This window comes from Pseudomonas sp. FME51 (genome assembly GCF_014897305.1).
In genome coordinates this window covers 318,850-338,399 of sequence record NZ_JABUYN010000005.1, presented here as the reverse complement: position 1 = coordinate 338,399, position 19,550 = coordinate 318,850, and the positions used below count along the sequence as shown (strand labels likewise).

Here is a 19,550-nt window from a genome sequence, read left to right as displayed (position 1 = left end):
GGGTGCAGCGTCTGATTGCCAGCGCCTGGACAGAATGGTTGATCGCGCTGCGCTTTCTGCTGGATAACCGCATGCAGACGCTGATGATCCTGTTCGGCATCACCGTGGGCTCGGCGGTGATCGTGTTCATCACCGCGTTGATTACCGGGCTGCAGGACAACGTGGTCGAACGCACCCTGGGCACCCAGGCGCACATTCGCATTCTGCCGCTGGATGAATTCAACCGCATGATGCCGTTGGCCGGTGATGCTGTCTCATTAACCCTGGAAAACCCGCGGGCCCAACGGCTGCGTTCGATCAGCAACTGGCAGGAGGTGGTTGCCGTGCTGGATCAGCATCCGCGGTTGCTGGCGGTATCGCCAGTGATCAGCGGTCCGGCGCTGGCGCTCAGCGGCGTAGCGCGGGCTTCAGTCGCCTTGATCGGCATGGAACCGGAGCGCTATGAACGCATCATTCCGATCAGCGATGATCTGATTGCCGGAGAGTTTCGCGTGGGTGCCGGGCATGCGGTGATCGGCAGTGAGCTGGCCAAGGACCTCGGGCTGGATGTCGGTGACAAGCTGCGTCTGGATGGCGGCGATGGCCGTGAAGCGGTGGTGGATATAGCCGGGGTGTTCGAACTGGGTGTGCGCGAACTGGATGCCCGCTATGTCTATCTCGATCTGAAACAGGCCCAGACCCTGCTGGCGCTGCCCGGTGGGGTGACGGTGATTGATACACGGGTGGACGAGATCTTCGCTGCCGATGATCTGGCCCGACGCATCGAACGCCTGACCGGACTGCAGGCAGAAAGCTGGATGCAGACCAATGGCCAATTGCTCAATGCGCTGACCTCGCAAAGCATGACCACCGAGATGATTCGCGTGTTCGTCGGTATCTCCGTGGCTTTCGGCATTGCCAGTGTGCTGGCGGTGAGTGTGGTGCAGCGCACTCGGGAGATCGGCATTCTGCGCGCCATGGGCAGTCCGCGCGGGCAGATATTGCGGGTGTTTCTGTTGCAGGGCGGGTTGTTGGGGCTGGTCGGTTCCGGAGTGGGCTGTGCGGTCGGTTGGGGGTTGGTGCAGGTGTTCAACCTGTTCGGCCCTGGCCTGTTCTGGGTGCCGGTCGCACCGGGGCTGATCCCGGTGGCCATGGCGATTGCCACCCTGGCGGGTGTGCTCGCGGCGGCGGTGCCTGCGCGCCGGGCAGCTCGCTATGATCCGGCGGTGGCGATCCGTTATGTCTGATGAAGTACTGCGCCTGGAGCGCATCGGCAAAACCTTCAACCAGGGCACGCCGCTGGAAAGCACCGTGCTGCAGGATATCGACCTGCGCTTGGGGCGTGGTGAGTTGACGGCGCTGATCGGCCCATCCGGCTCCGGCAAGAGCACTCTGCTCAACCTGATCGGCCTGCTGGATGTACCCAGCACCGGCGAGCTTTACCTGCTGGGGCAACCGACCCGGAACAGTGATGATGCGACCCGCACCCAGCTGCGCAACCAGGCGCTGGGTTTTGTATTCCAATTCCATCACCTGATTTCCGCCTTCAGCGTGCTGGAGAACGTGCTCATGCCACTGATCATCCGCAGCGGCAAGCCGTCGGCCGAGGCGGTCGATCTGGCGCGCAGCCTGCTTCGCGAAGTGGGATTGGAGAAAATGGCTGACAAGAAACCGACCGAGATTTCCGGTGGCCAGCAGCAGCGGGTGGCCATCGCTCGCGCACTGATCACCCGTCCGCCACTGCTGCTGGCGGACGAGCCGACCGGTAACCTCGATACCAAAACGGCGGAAAGCGTGTTCGATCTGTTCCGACGCATCAACAGCCAATTCGGTTGCTCCATCCTGGTGGTTACCCATGATCCACGGCTGGCGGCCAGCTGCCCGCGTACCGTGCAGCTGGTGGATGGGCGCATCGTCAGTGACGAAACGGGAAACGCCATATTCGTCTGAATTAAGACTTGATTGTTATAATATAACAAATAATACTTGCCTCCCTTCGCGGCAGCCTTTGCTGCGGGTTATTACATGGGAGGGAGTATGGATAGATCGGGGCAATTGTTGAAAGGCGCTATCACGCTGGCCGGGTTGGCGGGACTGGCGGCATGGTCGGCTCCACTGCTGGCGGCCAGCGAGCCGGCGGCGCTGCCGGATACGGTGGTGCGGGCGTCGGCGTTGAACAGTCAGGTGGCGGATATGAGTGCGGCCAGCGTGGTGCTGCAGGGTGATGATCTGGTCAAACGCCGGGCGGCGACCCTGGGGGACACTTTGTCGGGGCTGCCGGGTATTCATTCCAGCGGCTTTGGACCGGGTGTCGGACGTCCGGTGATTCGGGGGCTGGAAGGCAGCCGGGTCAAGGTACTCAGTGATGGCGTCGATGTGATGGATGCCTCTACCAGCAGTCCGGACCATGCGATTACCAGCGACATGCTGTTGCTGGAACAGGTGGAAGTGATCAAAGGTCCGGCCACGCTGATGTATGGCGGCGGTGCGATTGGTGGGGTGGTCAACCTGATCGATCGCCGTGTGCCGACCTACGTACCGGAGCGCGGCGTGGAAGCGGATCTTGAGTTACGTGGTAACAGCGTGGCGGACGAGCGTGCTGGTGCCTTCGGTATCACTGCCGGTACCGGGCAGTTCGCCCTGCGTCTGGAAGGCAGCAAGTCAGATGCCGATCCGTATTCCATTCCAGGCAGCCCATCCAGGCAGGACGGCGCCTTCAACGAGTCCGACGCCGCCGGGCTAGGGCTGAGCTGGGTGGGTGATCGTGGTTATATCGGCATCGCCTACAGCGAGCAGAACCGGGAGTATGGCCTGTTGGCCCATGAACATGCCGACTGCCATACCCATGGACCCACCTGGCACTGCGGCGGGCATGACGATGGTCACGACGATCATGATCACGACAGTGAGCACGGCGCTGCCTTCATCGATATGCAGCAACAGCGCTGGGATCTGCGCGGCGAGTACCGTGATCCGTTTGCCGGATTCGAGCGGGTCCGGCTGCGTATGGCCCATACCGATTATCAGCATGAGGAGATTGAAGGCAGTGAGGTGGGCACCCGGTTTGACAATCAGGGCAGCGAAGCGCGGCTGGAGCTGACCCACAAACCGATCGCCGGCTGGCGCGGTGTTATCGGCGGGCAAACTTCGCGGCGTGATTTCTCGGCGCTGGGTGAAGAGGCCTACGTACCGGCAACCCTGACTGCCAACCATGCGCTGTTTCTGCTGGAGGAGCTGCAGCTGGGCGACTGGCGTTACGAGTGGGGGCTGCGTCATGAATGGCAGAATATTGATGTAAAACGCAGCGCACGTGATGTCTCCCACCGCGGTACATCGCTATCGGCGGGCACCACCTGGCGTTTTGCTCCGGACTACGCGCTGTTCGCCAACCTGTCACGCTCGCAACGCCTGCCGACCGCCGAAGAGCTGTATGCCATGGGCCCGCATGCCGCAACGCGCACGGTGGAGCAGGGCAATGCCAATCTGAAGGAAGAGACCGGCTACAACATGGAAATCGGCCTGCGCAAGCTCAGCGGTCGGCTGACCTACAGCCTGAGCGCCTTCCGTAACCAAGTGGATGATTTCATCTACGCCGCGGACGCCGGATATGATCCGGGTGGCCACTATCGGGTGGTGGAATACCAGCAGGACGATGCCGTGCTGCAGGGGTTGGAAGGCAGCTTTGGTATCCAGGCCACCGACAGTCTGAAGGTGACGCTGTTTGGCGACACCGTGCGCGGCAAATTGCGTGACGGTGGCGGCGACCTGCCGCGTATTCCGGCGGATCGTTATGGCGTGCGCCTGGAACAGCGTTTGACCAGCCATGTGGATGCCGAGCTGGAAGGCTACCGCGTGCGCCGCCAGAGCGATATTGCCGACCATGAAAGCGAAACCGGTGCCTACACCATGCTCACCGCTGGGTTGAGCTACCACGGTTACAGCCAGAGCGGGATGAACTATCTGCTGTATGCCCGGGCCAACAACCTGCTGGATGACAAGGCGCGGCAGCACACCTCCTTTATCAAGGATGATGTACTGCTGCCGGGACGCAATCTGACGGTGGGCATGCGTCTCAGCTTCTGAGGGGCATTGAGCAAAGCACGTCGGGCTGCAACACTGCACCCCACCAGTGTTCAGTCCGGAGCTTCCTCGTCATGTACAAACTCTGTTTCTTCGTTCCCGAACCCCATCTTGAATCAGTCAAGCAGGCGGTGTTTGACGCGGGAGGAGGGCGCATAGGGGATTATGAGTATTGTTGCTGGCAGGTGTTGGGGCAGGGGCAGTTTCGCCCGGGCCCCGGAGCGAATCCCTTTATCGGCAAGGCCGGAGAGCTGGAGAAGGTCGCTGAATATCGGGTAGAGCTGGTGTGCGCGGATGAGCTGATCGTCGGCGTCCTGGCTGCACTCAAACACGCCCATCCCTACGAAGAACCTGCCTATGACGTATGGCGTCTGGCGGATATCTGAACAATCATAGTCGGATGATAGAGGGCCGCGATCGGCCCTCCATGGATCTGCTGTGCTTACTTGATGCCGAACGGCTGTGGCCGCGGTGTCTCGTTGGTTGACGGTGGCAGGATCGGCATGGTGAAAGTCGGTTGGTCACCGGTCAGGGTTTTGAGGAAGGCGACCACGTTGTCGATTTCCTGCTCCTGCAACTCGCGGCCCAACTGCAGGCGCGCCATCACGTCGGTGGCCTCTTCCAGGGACCAGTAGGCCCCATCATGGAAGTAGGGATAGGTCAGCTCGACGTTACGCAGTGACGGCACCTTGAAGCTGAAGCGGTCCGCATCCTTGCCGGTCACAGCAACGCGGCCTTCAGCCGGGTTGCTGGTCTGGTAGGGCTCGACCACACCCATGCGCTGGAATGATGTGCCACCCGCCGCCGGGCCATTGTGGCAGGCCACACAGCCGATGGATTTGAAGGTCTCATACCCGGCCAGCTCCTGCTGGGTAATGGCGTCGTCGTCACCCTTGAGCCATTGGTCGAAACGCGAATTCGGTGTGACCAGCGTTTCCTCGAACACCGCGATGGCATCGGTGATGTTGTCGATGGTGATTTCCTTGCTGCCATAGACCTTGGCAAACTCTTCCCGGTACTGCGGAATGGAGTTGATCACATCCACGGCTAACACATGGCTGGAGGCCATTTCCATCGGATTGGCGATCGGACCACCGGCCTGCTCCTGCAGGTTGGCGGCGCGGCCGTCCCAGAACTGCGCTACGAACAGGCTGGAGTTCAGCACGGTCGGCGAGTTGATCGGGCCTTCCTGCCAGTTGTGGCCGATCGAGGTGGGCAGGTTGTCGCTACCGCCCATGGACAGGTTGTGGCAGGAGTTGCAGGAAATGAAGCCGGACATGGACAGTCGTGGATCGAACCATAGCTTCTTGCCCAGCTCGACTTTGTCCGGTGCGGTGACGACCGCGGGTTCGATGGGCTTGATCAGTTCGCTGGCCAGACGGTCAGCATGCACCTGTGTGCTCAGGCCGATGCCAGCGGCAATGGCCAGGCAAATCAGTTTGGTTTTCATGAATAATGTGCTCCTTACACGGACGTGGACAAGCATGGTTCTGCGGCCATGTTTCTTGACTCTGATTGTCCTATAGCTGGGTGTAAGGAAGGTTGATATGGGTCAAGGTCTGATCTCGACCAGGGTCTGATCCGGCACCAGGTCCCACAATTCGCGCATGCTCTGATTGTCCAGAGCAATACAGCCGTTGGTCCAGTCGAGCCCCGCGAAGAACCATTCGGGGTAATCCTCATCCACGGGTGTACCGTGAATCATGATCATGCTGCCGGGGTCGGTGCCGCGCTTCCAGGCTTGGGTTTGGTCCTTGAGGTTGGGGTAATCCAGATGCAGGCTTAGGTTGTAGCTGGGACTGCGGTGGCGCCAGTCGATACTGTAGATGCCTTCCGGGGTACGGTTGTCGCCACGCTCCTGCTTGTGGCCGAGCGGCTGTTTGCCCAGTGCGACACGGTATTGACGGATCACCTGGCCATCGCTGATCACGTCCAGCCGGCGCTCCTGCTTGTGGATCAGCAGTTTGTCGATAGTTGGGGATTCGGCCAGGCAGTTGATGGCAAACAGACCGAGCAGCAAGACCGCCAGCAGGCGACTCATTGGCTGAGGTTGCCGGGTTTGCGTGGCCAGACAATATCAGACATGCGCACTGGGAAGTGCTGGGTCGGATAATCCTGGAAATACTGCCGCAGGGTCTTGCCGATGGTTGGGAACGCCAACTGATCCCAGGGAATTTCAGCTTCGCTGAACAGTCTGACTTCCAGGCTTTCTTCCCCAGCGGCGAAAGCCATATCGGCCAGCTGCCCGCGGAAGAATATATACACCTGGTTGATGTGCGGCAGGTTGAACAGCATGTATAGCTGCTGTTGCAGGACTCTGGCCCGAGCCTCTTCCCAGGTTTCCCGCAGCGCTGCCTGCTCGGTGGTCTCGCCGTTTTCCATGAAGCCTGCGGGAAGCGTCCAGAAACCATGGCGGGGCTCGATGGCTCGGCGGCAGAGCAACACGTGGCGCTCTTGGGTAACCAGGCAGCCGGCGACGATACGCGGATTCTGATAGTGGATGATCTGACAGTGTTCGCAAACGTAACGCGGACGGGTGTCACCCTCCGGAATACGCTCGACGATCGGTTGTGCACAGTGACTGCAGAATTTCATGGCGCCCGATGCTCCGGTTGAAGGCTATGGTTAATCTTGCTGTGCAATGAGCGATCGGTAAAGGGGGGAATCATCGCTGCGTAACGGGTATAGGGTACTATTCAGTGTCCGGCAGTGGCCGGGAGATTCTGGCTCGGTGATGATGATCATGACATGATTGGGAAAAACAACGAGGTAGGTTGCATGCTGGACAAAGTGCGCGCGCGGATTCCGGAGTATCGCCCGCGATTGGTTGAAACGGCCGGCCTGCCGGAAGCCGGTGTGCTGGTGCCCGTCACCTGTGTGGATAACGAGCCGGAAATCATTCTCACCTTGCGCTCCAACAGCCTTTCAACTCACTCGGGCGAAGTGGCATTGCCCGGTGGTCGGCGTGATCCCGGTGATGTCGATCTTGCTTTCACCGCGCTGCGTGAAGCCCATGAGGAGATCGGTTTGTTGCCGGACCTGGTCGAAGTGGTCGGCCCGCTGGGCAGTCTGGTGTCGCGCTTCGGCATCAAGGTCACCCCCTATGTCGGCATCGTGCCGGACGTATTCGACCTGCGCCCGAATGAGAGCGAAATTCAGGAAGTCTTCCGCGTGCCGGTCAGTTTTTTTCTCGGCGACAATCGGGAGATGACCCATCGCATCGATTATGAAGGCCGCAGCTGGTATGTACCCAGCTACCGTTATGAAGGTTTCAAGATATGGGGACTGACGGCGCTGATTCTGGTGGATCTGATGAACGTGGCATTCGATGCCCGTATCCCGTTGCGTACCCCCTTCAATGGACCAATCCGGATTGAGGAAGAGTGATGAAATACAGACTGGGCGATGACCGTGTGGAAATGGCCGATGATGCCTGGATTGCCGAGACGGCGACCGTTATTGGCAAGGTGCGTCTGGAGGCGGGCGCCAGCGTCTGGTTCAATGCGGTGCTGCGCGGTGACAACGAGCTGATCCTGATCGGCGAGAACAGCAACGTGCAGGACGGCGCCGTGATGCATACCGATCCAGGTGCACCGCTGACCCTGGGCAAGGGTGTCACGGTCGGCCACAACGCCATGCTGCATGGCTGCACCGTTGGAGATTACAGCCTGATCGGCATCAATGCCGTGGTACTGAATGGCGCAAAGATCGGCCGCAACTGCATTATTGGCGCTAATGCGCTGGTCCCCGAGGGTAAGGACATTCCCGACGGTTCTCTGGTCATGGGCTCGCCTGGCAAAGTGGTGCGCCAGTTGACCGAGCAGCAGCAACAGGCCGTGGCCGCTGGCGCCGCGCACTATGTGCATAACGCCGAGCGCTACCGCCGCGAATTGCGGCCGCAGGACGACTGATGAGCGCGGACCTGCCGGTAAGATCCCCCTGCGTACACATTTGTTGTCTGGATGAGCAGGATATCTGTACCGGCTGCCAGCGCAGCGGCGCGGAGATCACCGAGTGGGGGCGCGCCAGCAATGAGCGTCGCCGGGAGATCATGCATCTTTGTGAAAGCCGGGCGCGCGAGCAGGGCGTCTGGATGAATATCGGAACTGTGAAAGGATAGTCGGCATGCCCCGTATAGGAACACCACTGACCGGGAATGCGACCCGTGTATTACTGCTTGGCTCAGGTGAGCTGGGCAAGGAAGTGGCCATTGAACTGCAGCGTTTGGGCTGTGAAGTCATCGCGGTTGATCGCTACGCCAATGCACCGGCCATGCAGGTCGCGCACCGCAGCCATGTGATCAACATGCTGGATGCAGCGGCGCTGCGTCAGGTTATCGAGCTGGAACAGCCGGCGTATATCGTGCCGGAGATCGAGGCCATCGCCACGGCCGCGCTGGTGGAACTGGAGGGCGAAGGTTACAACGTCATCCCCACCGCCCGCGCGGCGCAGCTGACCATGGACCGGGAAGGCATTCGCCGGCTGGCCAGCGAAGAGTTGCAACTGCCGACCTCGCCCTATCGATTCGCCGATGGGCATGCGGATTATCTGGCGGCGGTCGCAGAGATCGGCTTACCCTGTGTGGTCAAGCCGGTGATGAGTTCGTCGGGCAAAGGCCAGAGCCTGTTGCGCGGCAAGGGTGATATCGAAGCGGCTTGGGAGTATGCCCAGTCCGGTGGTCGCGCTGGCGTGGGGCGGGTGATCGTTGAAGGTTTTGTCGATTTCGATTACGAGATCACCTTGCTGACCGTGCGCCATAGTGGTGGTACCAGCTTTTGCGCCCCCATCGGCCATCGCCAGGAAGCGGGCGACTACCGTGAATCCTGGCAGCCGCAGCAGATGAGTGCACAGGCGCTGGCACAGGCCCAGCAGGTGGCGCGCAGTATCACCGATGCGCTGGGTGGACGCGGTGTGTTCGGTGTTGAACTGTTCATCAAGGGCGATCAGGTGTGGTTCAACGAGGTGTCGCCGCGACCACATGATACGGGTCTGGTAACGCTGATTTCCCAGGACCTTTCCGAGTTCGCGCTGCATGCCCGAGCCATTCTCGGTCTGCCGATCCCGCAGATTCGTCAGGTCGGTCCATCAGCTTCGGCGGTGATCATGGCGGAAGGCCGTTCGGAGGCGGTCAGCTTCGGCAATCTGCAGCAGGCACTCGGCGAGCCGGATACCCAGCTGCGACTGTTTGGCAAGCCCGGCGTGGACGGGTTGCGGCGCATGGGTGTGGCGTTGGCGCGGGATGAAGATATCGAGTCGGCGCGAGCCCGGGCGCGGCGGGCGGCGGAGGCGGTGAAGGTCGAGCTGTAGAAGCAATAGCTACCTTCCAAACCAGATACCCAGCCTGGAGAGTTTTATCACTCTCAGGCTTCCGGTCTTTCCTTCCGCCGTGGCTCAACGTGCCAGATCCGGACACTCTTGATCATGTTGTCCTTGATCTGGAGGATCTCAAGACGGTATTGGCCGATGCTCAGGCCCACGCTGTTGTCTGGGATGTTTTCCAGACGTTCAGTGATCAGGCCATTCAGCGTTTTGGGACCATCCTCGGGCAGCTTCCACAGCAATTGACGGTTGATTGCCCGCAGGGCGACGCTGCCGTCGATGACATAACTGCCATCCGTCTGGGGATGGATGTCATGGTTGGCCGGCAGCAGGTCGGTGGTGAACTCGCCGACGATCTCTTCCAGAATGTCCTCGAGGGTGACCAGCCCGATCACATCGCCATATTCATCCACCACGAAACCGATGCGCCGCTTGTGCTTCTGGAAGTTCAGCAGCTGAGTATGCAGCGGTGTGTTTTCCGGGATGAAATAAGGGTCTTTGCTGGAGGCGATCAGGCTCTCCTTGGTCAGTTCGTCGCGACTCAGCAAGCGGGCGATGATGCGCATGTGCACCAGGCCGGTGACATTGTTGATATCCCCGCGAAATATCGGCAGTCGAGTGTGGTGGCTGGTGCGCAGCTGGTCGAGAATGACCGACATGTCGTCATCCAGGTCAATGCCGTAGGCCTCGTTGCGCGGCACCATGATGTCGTTGACGGTCATTTTTTCCAGGTCGAGGATGCTCAACAGCATATTCTGACGCTTGCGCGTGATGCCCAGGGTGCCCTCGTTGACTACGGTGCGCAGCTCCTCGGCGCTGAGCTGGCCGTTCTGATTGCTCTTCGGGTTCACCCCGAGCAACCGCAGCAGCCCGTTGCTCACAGTGCCGCACAGCCACACAACCGGATATAACACCCGCTGGAGCAGGCTGAGGATGATGGCGACGCGAAAGGCGATCATTTCCGGGCGCAGCGCCGCCAGCGTTTTAGGTGTGATTTCACCGAAGATGAGAATGATGATGGTCAGCAGGATGGTGGAAATGGCAATACCGGCATCGCCCCATAATTGCACTGCGATAACGCTGGCGATAGAGGCGGCGAGGATGTTGACAATGTTATTGCCAACCAGGATGGTGCCGAGCAGACGATCGGGACGGCCGAGCAGGTCTTCAGCGCGTTGGGCGCCGCGATGGCCCTTCTTGCTGAGGTGTTTCAGGCGATAGCGATTGAGACTCATCATGCTCGTTTCCGAGCTGGAGAAGAACGCCGAGAGGGCGATGAGTACAACCAGTATCAGTAATAGAGCGCCGGTACTTGTGTCACTCAAGGGTTACCTCGGTATGGGGTTGGTGAGTGCCGCCATCATATCGGCAGAATGAATTCGCTGACCATCTTGCTGCCGAAAAAAGCCAGCATCAGTAGCAAGAAGCCGCCCAGCGTCCAGCGGATAGCGTAGCTGCCACGCCAACCCCGGAAATGCCGACCCCACAGCAGAATACCGAAGACTACCCACGCCAGACAGGAAAGCAGCGTCTTGTGTGCCACATTCTGCGCGAACATGTTGTCCAGGAAAATGAAGCCGGAAATCAATGCCAGTGTCAGCAGCACCTCACCACACAGCAGGAACTGGAAGAGCAGGGCTTCCATGGTCTGCAGCGGCGGAAAGGTGCGGTTGAATCGGACCGGGTTGCGGTGTTTGAGCTGGTTGTTCTGAACTGCCAGCAGAGCTGCCTGGAATGCGGCAATGGTCAGAATGCCGTAGGCCAGGATCGACAGCAGTACATGCACCAGCACGGCGGATTTGCCGGGAATGAGCGCCGCGCCGTGGCCTGGAAACAGCCAGGCAAGCACATCGGTAATCAATGCCAGCGGAAACAGTACGATCAACAGGCTGGTAACCGGTGCGCGCAAACTGAACATCAGAATGACCGCCAGTACCAACCAGGCGATCAATGAAGAAACATGAAAGAAGCCGAACGATAACCCGTCGGCGGTGACCATCTGGACGTAGAGGCTCCCCGCATGGCTGAGCAGGGCGACCACGCCAATGGCGCGCAACAGGTTGGGGCTGGCGCTACGCCGCCGCATCAGGCAGCGTATCTGGTAAAGCGTGCCGCCGAGATAAAACGCAGCAGCAAGCAGGCTGAATATCGGAGCTGTCATACGTCCCTGAAAAATGCTTATCAATAAAGTCGAAGTGTCGCACAAGCCGCGTTGAGGATAAAGCGCTTGCTGCATCCATACAAACCCCAATGTATACTTGCCGGCCAGTACGCCTCAACCCGTCATGGGGTACGCGGGGCAAAGGAGAATTCGTCGATGTTTGAAAATCTTACCGAACGCCTATCGGCCAGTCTGGCTGGGGTCACCGGCCGCGCCAAGCTGACCGAAGAGAATATCAAGGACACGTTGCGCGAAGTGCGCATGGCGTTGCTCGAGGCCGATGTCGCTTTGCCGGTGGTCAAGACCTTCGTCGATCAGGTGCGTGATCGCGCCGTGGGACAGGAAGTGTCCCGTAGCCTGTCGCCAGGGCAGGTGTTCGTCAAGATCATCAAGGCCGAGCTGGAAGCGGTCATGGGCCAGGCCGAAGGGCTGAACCTGGCGGTGACACCGCCGGCAGTCATCCTGATGGCCGGTCTGCAGGGTGCGGGTAAGACCACCAGTGTGGCCAAGTTGGCCAAGACCCTGCGTGAGCGCCAGAAGAAGAAAGTGATGGTGGTCAGTGCCGACGTTTACCGTCCGGCGGCCATCAAGCAGCTGGAAACGCTGGCTGCAGAAGTTGATGTCAACTTCTTTCCGTCCGATCTCAGTCAGAAACCGGTCGCCATCGTTGAGGCAGCCATCCGCGAAGCGAAGAACCGCTTCATGGATGTACTGATCATCGATACCGCTGGTCGACTGCATATCGACGCCGACATGATGGACGAGATCAAGGCAGTGCACGCGGCGGCCAAGCCCGCCGAGACGCTGTTCGTGGTCGACGCCATGACCGGTCAGGATGCCGCCAATACCGCGCAGGCATTCAACGAGGCGCTGCCGCTGACCGGGGTCATCCTGACCAAGGTCGACGGTGACGCCCGTGGTGGCGCAGCGTTGTCGGTACGGCATATTACCGGCAAGCCGATCAAGTTCCTCGGTGTCGGCGAGAAGATCGATGCCCTTGAGCCCTTCCATCCGGACCGGATTGCTTCGCGCATTCTCGGCATGGGTGACGTGCTCAGCCTGATCGAGCAGGCCGAGCAGAAGCTGGACAAGGACAAGGCCGAGAAGCTGGCCAACAAGCTCAAGAAGGGCAAGGGTTTTGACCTGGAAGACTTCCGTGACCAGCTGCAGCAGATGCGCGGCATGGGTGGGCTGGGTTCGTTGATGGATAAACTGCCGATGATGGGCAAGGTCAATCCGGCGCAGATGGAAACCGCTCAGACCCAGGCCGAGAAACAGTTCAAACAGATGGAAGCCATCATCAACTCGATGACGCCGGGCGAGCGCCGTAACCCGGATGTCATCAGTGGTTCGCGCAAGCGCCGCATTGCTGCCGGCTCGGGCACCCAGATCCAGGATATCGGGCGGGTGATCAAGCAGCACAAGCAGATGCAGAAGATGATGAAGAAGGTCAGTGGCAAGGGTGGTATGGCCAAGCTCATGCGCGGTATGGGTGGCATGGGCGGAGGCGGCGGTGGAATGCTGCCACCGGGCGGCGGAATGCCGCGATTCTGACGGCTTTGCCTCTGCGCGGATTCCTTGCGTTGTGAGGTTAACCGGCTCGCCAGCGGGCCGGAGTACAAAAGAGTTTCATTTGTTCGCGATATTCCGTAGAATACGCGACCTTTCGAGCTATATGCTCGTAATGAATTTGTGAGTCTTATTCAAATACAGGAAATGATGTCCACATGGTAACCATTCGTCTTGCTCGTGGTGGCTCCAAGAAGCGCCCTTTTTATCATCTGACTGTTGCCAACAGCCGCAATGCCCGTGATAGCCGCTTTATCGAGCGCGTAGGCTTCTTCAACCCGGTTGCTGCTGGCAGCGAGCCCCGTCTGTCCGTAGACCAGGATCGCGTAAGCTACTGGCTGAGCCAGGGCGCACAGCCTTCTGATCGCGTAGCCAATCTGATCAAGGAAGCTCAGGCTTCTGCCTGATATGACATGCCAGCCTGAGCCGGTTGGATCGCCTTTGGTGGTCCTCGGCAAAATCGTATCGGTTCATGGCATACGCGGAGCGGTGAAGGTGTATTCACACACCGACCCGCTGGACAATGTGCTGGACTATCCCGAGTGGACTCTCCGCAAGGGTGATGTGCAGCGTCATGTGTCTGTCGTCACGGGGCGCATTCAAGGTCGTGTTCTGGTGGTTCAGCTCAAGGGGCTGAGTGACCGGGATCAGGCACTTGAACTCAAGGATTGGGAAATCTGCGTGCCGCGTGCTGAATTGCCGGCGTTGGATGACGGTGATTTTTACTGGTATCAGTTGGAAGGTCTGCAGGTAGTGACCCTTGAGGGTCAACTGCTCGGTCGTATCGACCACCTGCTGGAAACCGGCTCCAACGATGTCATGGTGGTAAAGCCCTGTGCGGGCAGTCTGGATCAGCGTGAGCGGCTGCTGCCGTATCTGCCGGACCTGTACGTAAAGCACATCGACCTGGCTGAAGGTGTCATGCAGGTCGATTGGGATCCGGAGTTCTGACCGGTGTGGGCCGGTGTAGTAACCCTGTTTCCCGAGATGTTCACGGCGTTGACCGAGCACGGAGTGACCGGCAGGGCCGTTAAGCGGGGCCAGCTGACAGTCGAGTTCAGTAGCCCCCGTGAGCATGCCCATGACCGCCATCGCACGGTCGATGATCGACCCTTTGGTGGTGGTCCGGGCATGCTGATGAAGGTCGAGCCGTTGCTGGAAGCCATAGAGGCGATCCGGCAGAAGGCACCCTCCAGACCCCGGGTGATCTATCTCTCTCCCCAGGGTAAGCCGCTGACACAGCGCCGGGCCGAGGAATTGGCCCAACTGGACAGTCTTGTCCTGCTGTGTGGCCGCTATGAGGGCATCGACGAACGCATTGTCGAGACGTGCGTCGATGAGGAAATATCCATCGGCGATTACGTGCTGTCCGGCGGTGAACTGGGAGCCATGGTGCTCTTGGATGCGGTAAGCCGACTGATCCCCGGTGTGCTTGGGCACGCTGATTCAGCGGCAGAAGATTCGTTTTCGGAAGGGTGGCTGGATTGTCCGCATTACACCCGGCCGGAAGAGTTTGCAGGGCAGCGCGTACCGGAGGTGCTGCTCAGTGGTAATCATGCATTGATCCGGCGCTGGCGCCTCAAGCAATCCTTGGGTAGAACCTGGCAACGTCGCCCGGAACTGCTCGAAGAGCTGACCTTGAGCAAAGAACAGCAGAAACTGCTGGCGGAATTTATCCGCGAGCAGGAAACCGATAACCATTAAGCAAGTCCGGCGGCTTGTAGGAGCTTTAGAAATGTCTAACATTATTGCCCAGCTCGAAGCAGAGCAAATGACCCGTGAAATCACTCCGTTCGCACCGGGTGACACTGTAATTGTCCAGGTACGAGTGAAGGAAGGCGAGCGTCAGCGTCTGCAGGCCTTCGAAGGCGTGGTTATCGGTAAGCGTAACCGGGGTCTGAACTCCGCGTTCACCGTTCGTAAAATCTCCAGCGGTGTTGGCGTCGAGCGTACCTTCCAGACCTTCTCTCCGGTAGTTGACAGTGTTACCGTCAAGCGTCGCGGCGACGTTCGCAAGGCCAAGCTGTATTACCTGCGCGCCCTGTCCGGCAAGGCAGCACGTATCAAGGAAAAACTGTCCTGATAGGACGTTTTATCTTGGAAACAAAAAACCGCCTTCGGGCGGTTTTTTGTTGTCTGCTATTCATGTTTTATTCATTTGGCTGTTGAGCGTGCCACGCTGAGGATTCATTCAAGTGACAAACAACAACGATTCTGCAGAAAACGCCTCCGCGATCTTCCCGGAGCAGATTCAGCGGGGCAATATCTGGCGCCTGTCCGTTGCCCAGGCACTGGCGGGTGCCAACTCGGTGGTGGTCTACGCTACCGGCGCCATCGTCGGCGATATGCTGGCTCCTTCTCCGATGCTGGCGACCCTGCCCATCTCCATTTTCGTGGTTGGCATGGCTGCCTGCATCCTGCCGGTGGGGGCGCTTACTCGGCGGAAAGGACGTCGCGCGGCCTTTCTGGCAGGAACCGGGGCAGGGGCGCTCGCCGGCCTGTTGGCGATGATGGCGGTCATCATGGGCTGGTTCTGGTTGTTCTGTCTGGCGACCTTCTTTGGCGGAAGCTATGCAGCAGTAGTGCTGTCTTTTCGTTTTGCTGCTGCCGACGGGGTAGAACCGAAGCGGCGGGCACGAGCGTTATCACTGGTAATGGCGGGCGGGGTTGCCGCCGGGATAGTGGGCCCGCAGCTGGTGACTTGGACCATGGATCTGTGGCCTGCCTACGTATTCGCTGCCACTTTCCTGGTCCAGGCTGCGGTTGCCGCCGGGTCAGCCGTGATCCTGCTGGGGGTGCGCTTGCCGATGCCGACGGCGCAGGACATCGCCGGTGGCCGACCTTTGACGATGATCGTACGCCAGCCGCGCTTTGTCGCTGCAGTCATCTGCGGCGCCGTGTCTTATATGCTGATGAACTTCCTGATGACCGCAGCGCCGCTGGCCATGCATATGCATGGTCACTCGCAAGCTTCAGCCAACCTGGGATTGCAATGGCACGTCATTGCCATGTACGCGCCGAGTTTCTTCACCGGTCACCTGATTGGCCGTTTCGGCGCAGCACGCATAGCGACGGCAGGTCTGGTGTTGACTGGCGTGTCGGCAGCCGTGGGGCTGGGCGGGATGGATGTCATGCATTTCTGGTGGTCGTTGACCCTGCTCGGTCTGGGCTGGAATTTCGGCTTTCTCGGCGCATCCGCACTGGTTCTGGAATGCCATCGCCCTGAAGAAAAGACCTCCGTTCAGTCGCTCAATGATTTTATCGTTTTCGGACTGATGGCCATCGGCTCGTTTGCCTCGGGCGGCCTGCTGTCTGCCTATGGTTGGAGCACAGTTCTGTGGGTGTCATTCGTTCCGCTGGCGTTGGCGGTGGTCGCGCTGGCCGTGGCGATACGCAAGAGCGCTGTTACCAGCGCTATGGAGGAAAACACCGGCTGAGTGTCGCCCAAAAGAGCCATCTTAGGCCAAGGATTACCGGGCCGTCAGCTTGCCGTCAACATTGAGAGCGGCTTTAGTTTCGCTTAATCGGACTATGCTATAAGCGCACGCGATTGAGACAGGTCGCGACAGGATGTAACTGCCGCTATGTTGCCGTAGGGGTAACTTGAGGAGTTTTTCATGAATAAAAATCATCTTCGCGGGGCAGGCTTGAGTGCCTGTTTGCTGCTGTTTTCGCTGGGTGTATCCGCTGCGCCGACAACGCCTGACCCAGCGCAGGGCAAGGCAGCGGCGGGGCTGTGCGAGACCTGCCACAAGGCCGATGGCAGTGGGCAGAATATTCCGGATGGAGAGTCCTGGCCGCGACTGGCCGGGCTGGATGCGGATTATTTAACCAAACAGATGCAGGACTTCAAGACCGGCAAGCGCCGCAACCCAAGCATGGAGGCGTTTGCCCAGATGCTTGATGACGAGAAAATCGTCCATATTTCCGCCTGGTTCGCCAGCTTGCCGGCCACTACCAGTGGGCAGCCGGAAGATACTGAAAGCTATTCTGCGGAGCAGCTCGAACGCGGCAAACAACTGGCCACGGTAGGAGACTGGGATCAATACATAGTGCCTTGCTCAAGCTGTCATGGCCCGGATAACCTCGGGGTCGGTACGGTATTCCCGGCGATCGCTGGACAGCATTTTGGCTATATACGAGACCAGTTGCTGGGGTGGCAACAAGGCCACCGCGACAATGATGCTCAGGAGCTGATGGCCACCATCGCCGCACGGATGAGCACTGAGGACGTCAATGCAGTCGCTGCCTGGCTTTCCCTTCAGCCAGCCGCCGCCCAGTAGAGGAAATACCCATGATCAATTCAACTCCGTTGGTGTCTCGGTTACGTCGGTACCTATTGGCTACGCTGGGCTGCATTCTGGTGGGTCACCTATCCCTGGCACAGGCTCAGTTGTCTGAGGAGAGCCTAGGCATCCTCGCGACCATGGCGCCAGATGCCCCCGCACCAGGCGCTGACAGTTTTGTGCATATCCCACCCACAATGGCTGATCTGGAAGCGTCGTCCCTGCATCCGGAATTGAAGCGGGTCATTCGGCGCGGCTATGACATCTTCACCAATACCCAGCAGTACCGTGATCAATATGTATTCAACGATATGAACTGCGACAGTTGCCATATGGGAGCCGGGCGCTTGCCGTTTGCCGGGCCGATCTGGCCGGCGGCGGTCACCCTGCCGAACTACCGGCCGAAGAATGATCACGTCAACAATCTGGAGGAGCGCATCGCCGGCTGTTTCACCTACTCCATGAACGGCAAACCGCCGGCCTATGGCAGTGACGAAATGCTTGCGCTCAGTGCCTATCATCAATGGCTGGCCAAGGGCGTGCCTATGTACCTGGCGGACGCCAACATATATGGGCGTGGCTATCCACGGGTTGCCGAGCCCGCTGAAGCACCGGACTACCAGCGCGGCAAGGCCGCCTATGAAGCGCAGTGCTCGATATGCCATGCCAATGATGGCGGCGGCTTGAGCGTGCGTGATGACGTGGTCTTTCCGCCACTATGGGGCGATAACTCCTACAACTGGGGTGCCGGCATCAGCCGCGTGTTCACACTGGCAGGTTTTATCAAGCACAACATGCCGCTGGGTCAACCCAATACCCTGACCGATCAACAGGCCTGGGATCTGGCCCAATTCATCGACTCGCAGGAGCGCCCGCAAGACCCGCGCTACACCGGTGATGTGAAAGAAACCCTGGAGTTGTACGGCGACACCTTCCATAAACACACCTTGTACGGCCAGGAAGTGGAAGGCCGGCTGCTGGGCGATCACGACAACGTCGGCCGCAAGGATTTTCTCAAGCCTGATGTACTGCGCGGCCGTACCTTCGACTGATATGGACCTTGCGCACCGGGGCAGTCCTTGTTGGGTTGTGGTCGGTATTCATGCTGGTAGGCGCAGCGCCTGGCACGCATGCAGATCCTGCGTCCAGACGTGACGCTCAACGACGCAACTGATCAGACCCTGCTCAAACACTGGGGCGTCATGGGGCCACCGACGCTGATTCTAGTGGGGCCCGATGGCAACGAGCGCCGCGACCTGCGTATGGTAGGCGAGGTCAACACGAGTGAATTTCTCGATCGTCTGAATGCAGCAGGTACACCATGATGAGTGTCGGTCCGTTCTCCTTCAGCGTCGTTGGCGTCTTCATCGCCATATTGCTCGCCTGGTTGATGACTCGCGCGGTTGCCAAGCGTATGTCAGATGTTTCTCATAAGCTGGCCGGCGCCGTGCTGTTCGATGCGGTGTTCTGGGGGCTGATCGCCGCCAGGCTGGGCTATATCGCTCAATGGTGGGAAGACTATTTCGCTGCGCCAATGTCGATGCTCGCCATCGGCGACGGCGGTTTCTCATGGTGGGTGGGGGTGTTGGCAGCGCTCGCGTTTGTCTGGTGGCGGACCCGTGCCTCACAGCGGCTGCGCCGGCCGGTTCTGGCGGGGGTGGTGACCGGCGTCGCGGCGTGGTTCTTGGTCGGTATGGTGGTTGGGTTACTGCATCATTCGCCGCCCCTGCCGGATCTGCATTTGGCGACACTGGAAGAGCAGCCCATTTCGTTACTGTCCTATCAAGGGCGTCCAACCGTGGTGAATCTCTGGGCCACCTGGTGTCCGCCCTGTCGCCGGGAAATGCCGGTATTCGAGCAGGCGCAGGCAGCGTTCCCGGAGGTGGCCATTGTCATGATCAACCAGGGAGAAAGCGCTCAGCAGGCGCAGGCCTTTCTTGAGAGCCAGAGCCTGACCCTGAGTGATGTATTGCTCGATCCCTTTTCCCGAACCATGCACGCAGTGGATGCGCGGGCTTTACCCACCACCTTGTTTTTCGATGCCGAAGGCCTGTTGGTGGATTCGCATATGGGCGAACTCACCATGGCCAGTTTCAAGAGCAATATGTCGCGCCATTTCGGGCAATCCGCTCAACCCGCCACAGACGAGGAGTAAT

Annotated in this window: 23 protein-coding genes; 18 read left to right on the top strand and 5 right to left on the bottom strand. The window is 59.5% G+C overall.

Going from position 1 to position 19,550, the window contains the following annotated elements:
- Positions 1-2: 2 nt before the first annotated feature.
- From INT39_RS11715 to INT39_RS11700, 4 genes are all read left to right on the top strand, one after another.
- Positions 3-1,226, top strand: coding sequence for an ABC transporter permease (locus INT39_RS11715; RefSeq protein WP_193074084.1), 1,224 nt, complete (start codon positions 3-5; stop codon positions 1,224-1,226).
- Positions 1,219-1,929 carry an ABC transporter ATP-binding protein gene (locus INT39_RS11710; RefSeq protein ID WP_193074083.1) on the top strand — a complete coding sequence of 237 codons (711 nt, stop codon included), beginning with the start codon at positions 1,219-1,221 and terminating at the stop codon, positions 1,927-1,929. The genes INT39_RS11715 and INT39_RS11710 overlap by 8 nt, the downstream gene beginning before the upstream one ends.
- A gap of 87 nt (positions 1,930-2,016) precedes the next feature.
- On the top strand, positions 2,017-4,062 hold the full coding sequence (locus INT39_RS11705; protein WP_193074082.1) for a TonB-dependent receptor: 2,046 nt from the start codon (positions 2,017-2,019) through the stop codon (positions 4,060-4,062).
- A 71-nt stretch (positions 4,063-4,133) separates the two neighbouring features.
- Positions 4,134-4,445 carry a YqfO family protein gene (locus INT39_RS11700; RefSeq protein ID WP_193074081.1) on the top strand — a complete coding sequence of 104 codons (312 nt, stop codon included), beginning with the start codon at positions 4,134-4,136 and terminating at the stop codon, positions 4,443-4,445.
- Positions 4,446-4,501: 56 nt separating this feature from the next.
- On the opposite strand, the gene INT39_RS11695 is transcribed toward INT39_RS11700, so the two are convergent.
- The 3 genes from INT39_RS11695 to INT39_RS11685 all read right to left on the bottom strand — a co-directional run bounded on the left by INT39_RS11695 (position 4,502) and on the right by INT39_RS11685 (position 6,654).
- Positions 4,502-5,509 carry a cytochrome-c peroxidase gene (locus tag INT39_RS11695; RefSeq protein WP_193074080.1) on the bottom strand — a complete coding sequence of 336 codons (1,008 nt, stop codon included), beginning with the start codon at positions 5,507-5,509 and terminating at the stop codon, positions 4,502-4,504.
- 102 nt (positions 5,510-5,611) lie between these two features.
- Complete coding sequence (locus INT39_RS11690) at positions 5,612-6,100, bottom strand: L,D-transpeptidase family protein (protein ID WP_193074079.1); 489 nt, start codon at positions 6,098-6,100, stop codon at positions 5,612-5,614.
- Positions 6,097-6,654 carry an NUDIX hydrolase gene (locus tag INT39_RS11685; RefSeq protein WP_193074078.1) on the bottom strand — a complete coding sequence of 186 codons (558 nt, stop codon included), beginning with the start codon at positions 6,652-6,654 and terminating at the stop codon, positions 6,097-6,099. Before INT39_RS11685 ends, INT39_RS11690 begins: the two co-directional genes overlap by 4 nt.
- 183 nt (positions 6,655-6,837) lie before the next feature.
- Here INT39_RS11685 and INT39_RS11680 point away from each other — a divergent pair, with 183 nt between their 5' ends.
- Genes INT39_RS11680 through purT form a run of 4 tightly spaced genes read left to right on the top strand, consistent with a single transcriptional unit; the run spans position 6,838 to position 9,366 of the window.
- A complete protein-coding gene (locus tag INT39_RS11680) occupies positions 6,838-7,446 on the top strand; it encodes an NUDIX hydrolase (RefSeq protein ID WP_193074143.1) in 609 nt (202 codons plus the stop codon).
- Positions 7,446-7,970 carry a gamma carbonic anhydrase family protein gene (locus tag INT39_RS11675; RefSeq protein WP_193074077.1) on the top strand — a complete coding sequence of 175 codons (525 nt, stop codon included), beginning with the start codon at positions 7,446-7,448 and terminating at the stop codon, positions 7,968-7,970. Before INT39_RS11680 ends, INT39_RS11675 begins: the two co-directional genes overlap by 1 nt.
- The gene (locus INT39_RS11670; RefSeq protein ID WP_193074076.1) at positions 7,970-8,179 is read left to right on the top strand and encodes a DUF1289 domain-containing protein; all 210 of its coding nucleotides are present in this window, start codon (positions 7,970-7,972) and stop codon (positions 8,177-8,179) included. Before INT39_RS11675 ends, INT39_RS11670 begins: the two co-directional genes overlap by 1 nt.
- A gap of 5 nt (positions 8,180-8,184) precedes the next feature.
- Entirely contained in the window at positions 8,185-9,366 is a 1,182-nt protein-coding gene (gene purT, locus INT39_RS11665; RefSeq protein ID WP_193074075.1) for a formate-dependent phosphoribosylglycinamide formyltransferase, read from the top strand.
- 53 nt (positions 9,367-9,419) lie between these two features.
- Here the strand turns inward: purT and INT39_RS11660 are convergent, their stop codons facing one another.
- Positions 9,420-10,703, bottom strand: a complete 1,284-nt coding sequence (locus tag INT39_RS11660; protein ID WP_193074074.1) for an HlyC/CorC family transporter — start codon at positions 10,701-10,703, stop codon at positions 9,420-9,422.
- Positions 10,704-10,738: 35 nt separating this feature from the next.
- Positions 10,739-11,539, bottom strand: a complete 801-nt coding sequence (locus INT39_RS11655; protein ID WP_193074073.1) for an inner membrane protein YpjD — start codon at positions 11,537-11,539, stop codon at positions 10,739-10,741.
- A 156-nt stretch (positions 11,540-11,695) separates the two neighbouring features.
- On the opposite strand from INT39_RS11655, the gene ffh reads away from it, so the two are divergent.
- The 10 genes from ffh to INT39_RS11605 all read left to right on the top strand — a co-directional run bounded on the left by ffh (position 11,696) and on the right by INT39_RS11605 (position 19,549).
- Positions 11,696-13,093, top strand: a complete 1,398-nt coding sequence (ffh, locus tag INT39_RS11650; RefSeq protein ID WP_193074072.1) for a signal recognition particle protein — start codon at positions 11,696-11,698, stop codon at positions 13,091-13,093.
- Positions 13,094-13,266: 173 nt separating this feature from the next.
- Positions 13,267-13,515: a 30S ribosomal protein S16 gene (gene rpsP / locus INT39_RS11645; RefSeq protein WP_090271773.1), complete on the top strand. Its 249-nt coding sequence runs from the start codon at positions 13,267-13,269 to the stop codon at positions 13,513-13,515.
- Between the two features lies 1 nt (position 13,516).
- Positions 13,517-14,059: a ribosome maturation factor RimM gene (gene rimM, locus INT39_RS11640; RefSeq protein WP_193074071.1), complete on the top strand. Its 543-nt coding sequence runs from the start codon at positions 13,517-13,519 to the stop codon at positions 14,057-14,059.
- A 3-nt stretch (positions 14,060-14,062) separates the two neighbouring features.
- The gene (gene trmD, locus INT39_RS11635) at positions 14,063-14,812 is read left to right on the top strand and encodes a tRNA (guanosine(37)-N1)-methyltransferase TrmD (RefSeq protein ID WP_193074070.1); all 750 of its coding nucleotides are present in this window, start codon (positions 14,063-14,065) and stop codon (positions 14,810-14,812) included.
- Positions 14,813-14,843: 31 nt separating this feature from the next.
- Complete coding sequence (rplS, locus tag INT39_RS11630; protein WP_090271776.1) at positions 14,844-15,191, top strand: 50S ribosomal protein L19; 348 nt, start codon at positions 14,844-14,846, stop codon at positions 15,189-15,191.
- Between the two features lie 112 nt (positions 15,192-15,303).
- Positions 15,304-16,545, top strand: coding sequence for an MFS transporter (locus INT39_RS11625; RefSeq protein ID WP_193074069.1), 1,242 nt, complete (start codon positions 15,304-15,306; stop codon positions 16,543-16,545).
- Between the two features lie 180 nt (positions 16,546-16,725).
- Entirely contained in the window at positions 16,726-17,391 is a 666-nt protein-coding gene (locus INT39_RS11620) for a c-type cytochrome (protein WP_193074068.1), read from the top strand.
- 11 nt (positions 17,392-17,402) lie between these two features.
- Complete coding sequence (locus INT39_RS11615) at positions 17,403-18,446, top strand: c-type cytochrome (protein ID WP_226944715.1); 1,044 nt, start codon at positions 17,403-17,405, stop codon at positions 18,444-18,446.
- A 99-nt stretch (positions 18,447-18,545) separates the two neighbouring features.
- Positions 18,546-18,719, top strand: a complete 174-nt coding sequence (locus INT39_RS11610) for a hypothetical protein (protein WP_226944714.1) — start codon at positions 18,546-18,548, stop codon at positions 18,717-18,719.
- Positions 18,716-19,549, top strand: coding sequence for a TlpA disulfide reductase family protein (locus INT39_RS11605; protein WP_193074067.1), 834 nt, complete (start codon positions 18,716-18,718; stop codon positions 19,547-19,549). Before INT39_RS11610 ends, INT39_RS11605 begins: the two co-directional genes overlap by 4 nt.
- Position 19,550: the final 1 nt, after the last annotated feature.

Excerpts from the sequence above, each read along its gene's own strand:
- rpsP (WP_090271773.1), top strand. The coding sequence starts at position 13,267 with ATGGTAACCATTCGTCTTGCTCGTGGTGGCTCCAAGAAGCGCCCTTTT.
- INT39_RS11605 (WP_193074067.1), top strand. The coding sequence starts at position 18,716 with ATGATGAGTGTCGGTCCGTTCTCCTTCAGCGTCGTTGGCGTCTTCATC.
- INT39_RS11705 (WP_193074082.1), top strand. The coding sequence starts at position 2,017 with ATGGATAGATCGGGGCAATTGTTGAAAGGCGCTATCACGCTGGCCGGG.
- INT39_RS11675 (WP_193074077.1), top strand. The coding sequence starts at position 7,446 with ATGAAATACAGACTGGGCGATGACCGTGTGGAAATGGCCGATGATGCC.
- INT39_RS11710 (WP_193074083.1), top strand. The coding sequence starts at position 1,219 with ATGTCTGATGAAGTACTGCGCCTGGAGCGCATCGGCAAAACCTTCAAC.
- INT39_RS11655 (WP_193074073.1), bottom strand. The coding sequence starts at position 11,539 with ATGACAGCTCCGATATTCAGCCTGCTTGCTGCTGCGTTTTATCTCGGC.
- INT39_RS11695 (WP_193074080.1), bottom strand. The coding sequence starts at position 5,509 with ATGAAAACCAAACTGATTTGCCTGGCCATTGCCGCTGGCATCGGCCTG.
- rplS (WP_090271776.1), top strand. The coding sequence starts at position 14,844 with ATGTCTAACATTATTGCCCAGCTCGAAGCAGAGCAAATGACCCGTGAA.
- INT39_RS11620 (WP_193074068.1), top strand. The coding sequence starts at position 16,726 with ATGAATAAAAATCATCTTCGCGGGGCAGGCTTGAGTGCCTGTTTGCTG.
- rimM (WP_193074071.1), top strand. The coding sequence starts at position 13,517 with ATGACATGCCAGCCTGAGCCGGTTGGATCGCCTTTGGTGGTCCTCGGC.
- INT39_RS11615 (WP_226944715.1), top strand. The coding sequence starts at position 17,403 with ATGATCAATTCAACTCCGTTGGTGTCTCGGTTACGTCGGTACCTATTG.
- INT39_RS11700 (WP_193074081.1), top strand. The coding sequence starts at position 4,134 with ATGTACAAACTCTGTTTCTTCGTTCCCGAACCCCATCTTGAATCAGTC.
- INT39_RS11670 (WP_193074076.1), top strand. The coding sequence starts at position 7,970 with ATGAGCGCGGACCTGCCGGTAAGATCCCCCTGCGTACACATTTGTTGT.
- ffh (WP_193074072.1), top strand. The coding sequence starts at position 11,696 with ATGTTTGAAAATCTTACCGAACGCCTATCGGCCAGTCTGGCTGGGGTC.
- INT39_RS11685 (WP_193074078.1), bottom strand. The coding sequence starts at position 6,654 with ATGAAATTCTGCAGTCACTGTGCACAACCGATCGTCGAGCGTATTCCG.
- INT39_RS11690 (WP_193074079.1), bottom strand. The coding sequence starts at position 6,100 with ATGAGTCGCCTGCTGGCGGTCTTGCTGCTCGGTCTGTTTGCCATCAAC.
- purT (WP_193074075.1), top strand. The coding sequence starts at position 8,185 with ATGCCCCGTATAGGAACACCACTGACCGGGAATGCGACCCGTGTATTA.
- INT39_RS11680 (WP_193074143.1), top strand. The coding sequence starts at position 6,838 with ATGCTGGACAAAGTGCGCGCGCGGATTCCGGAGTATCGCCCGCGATTG.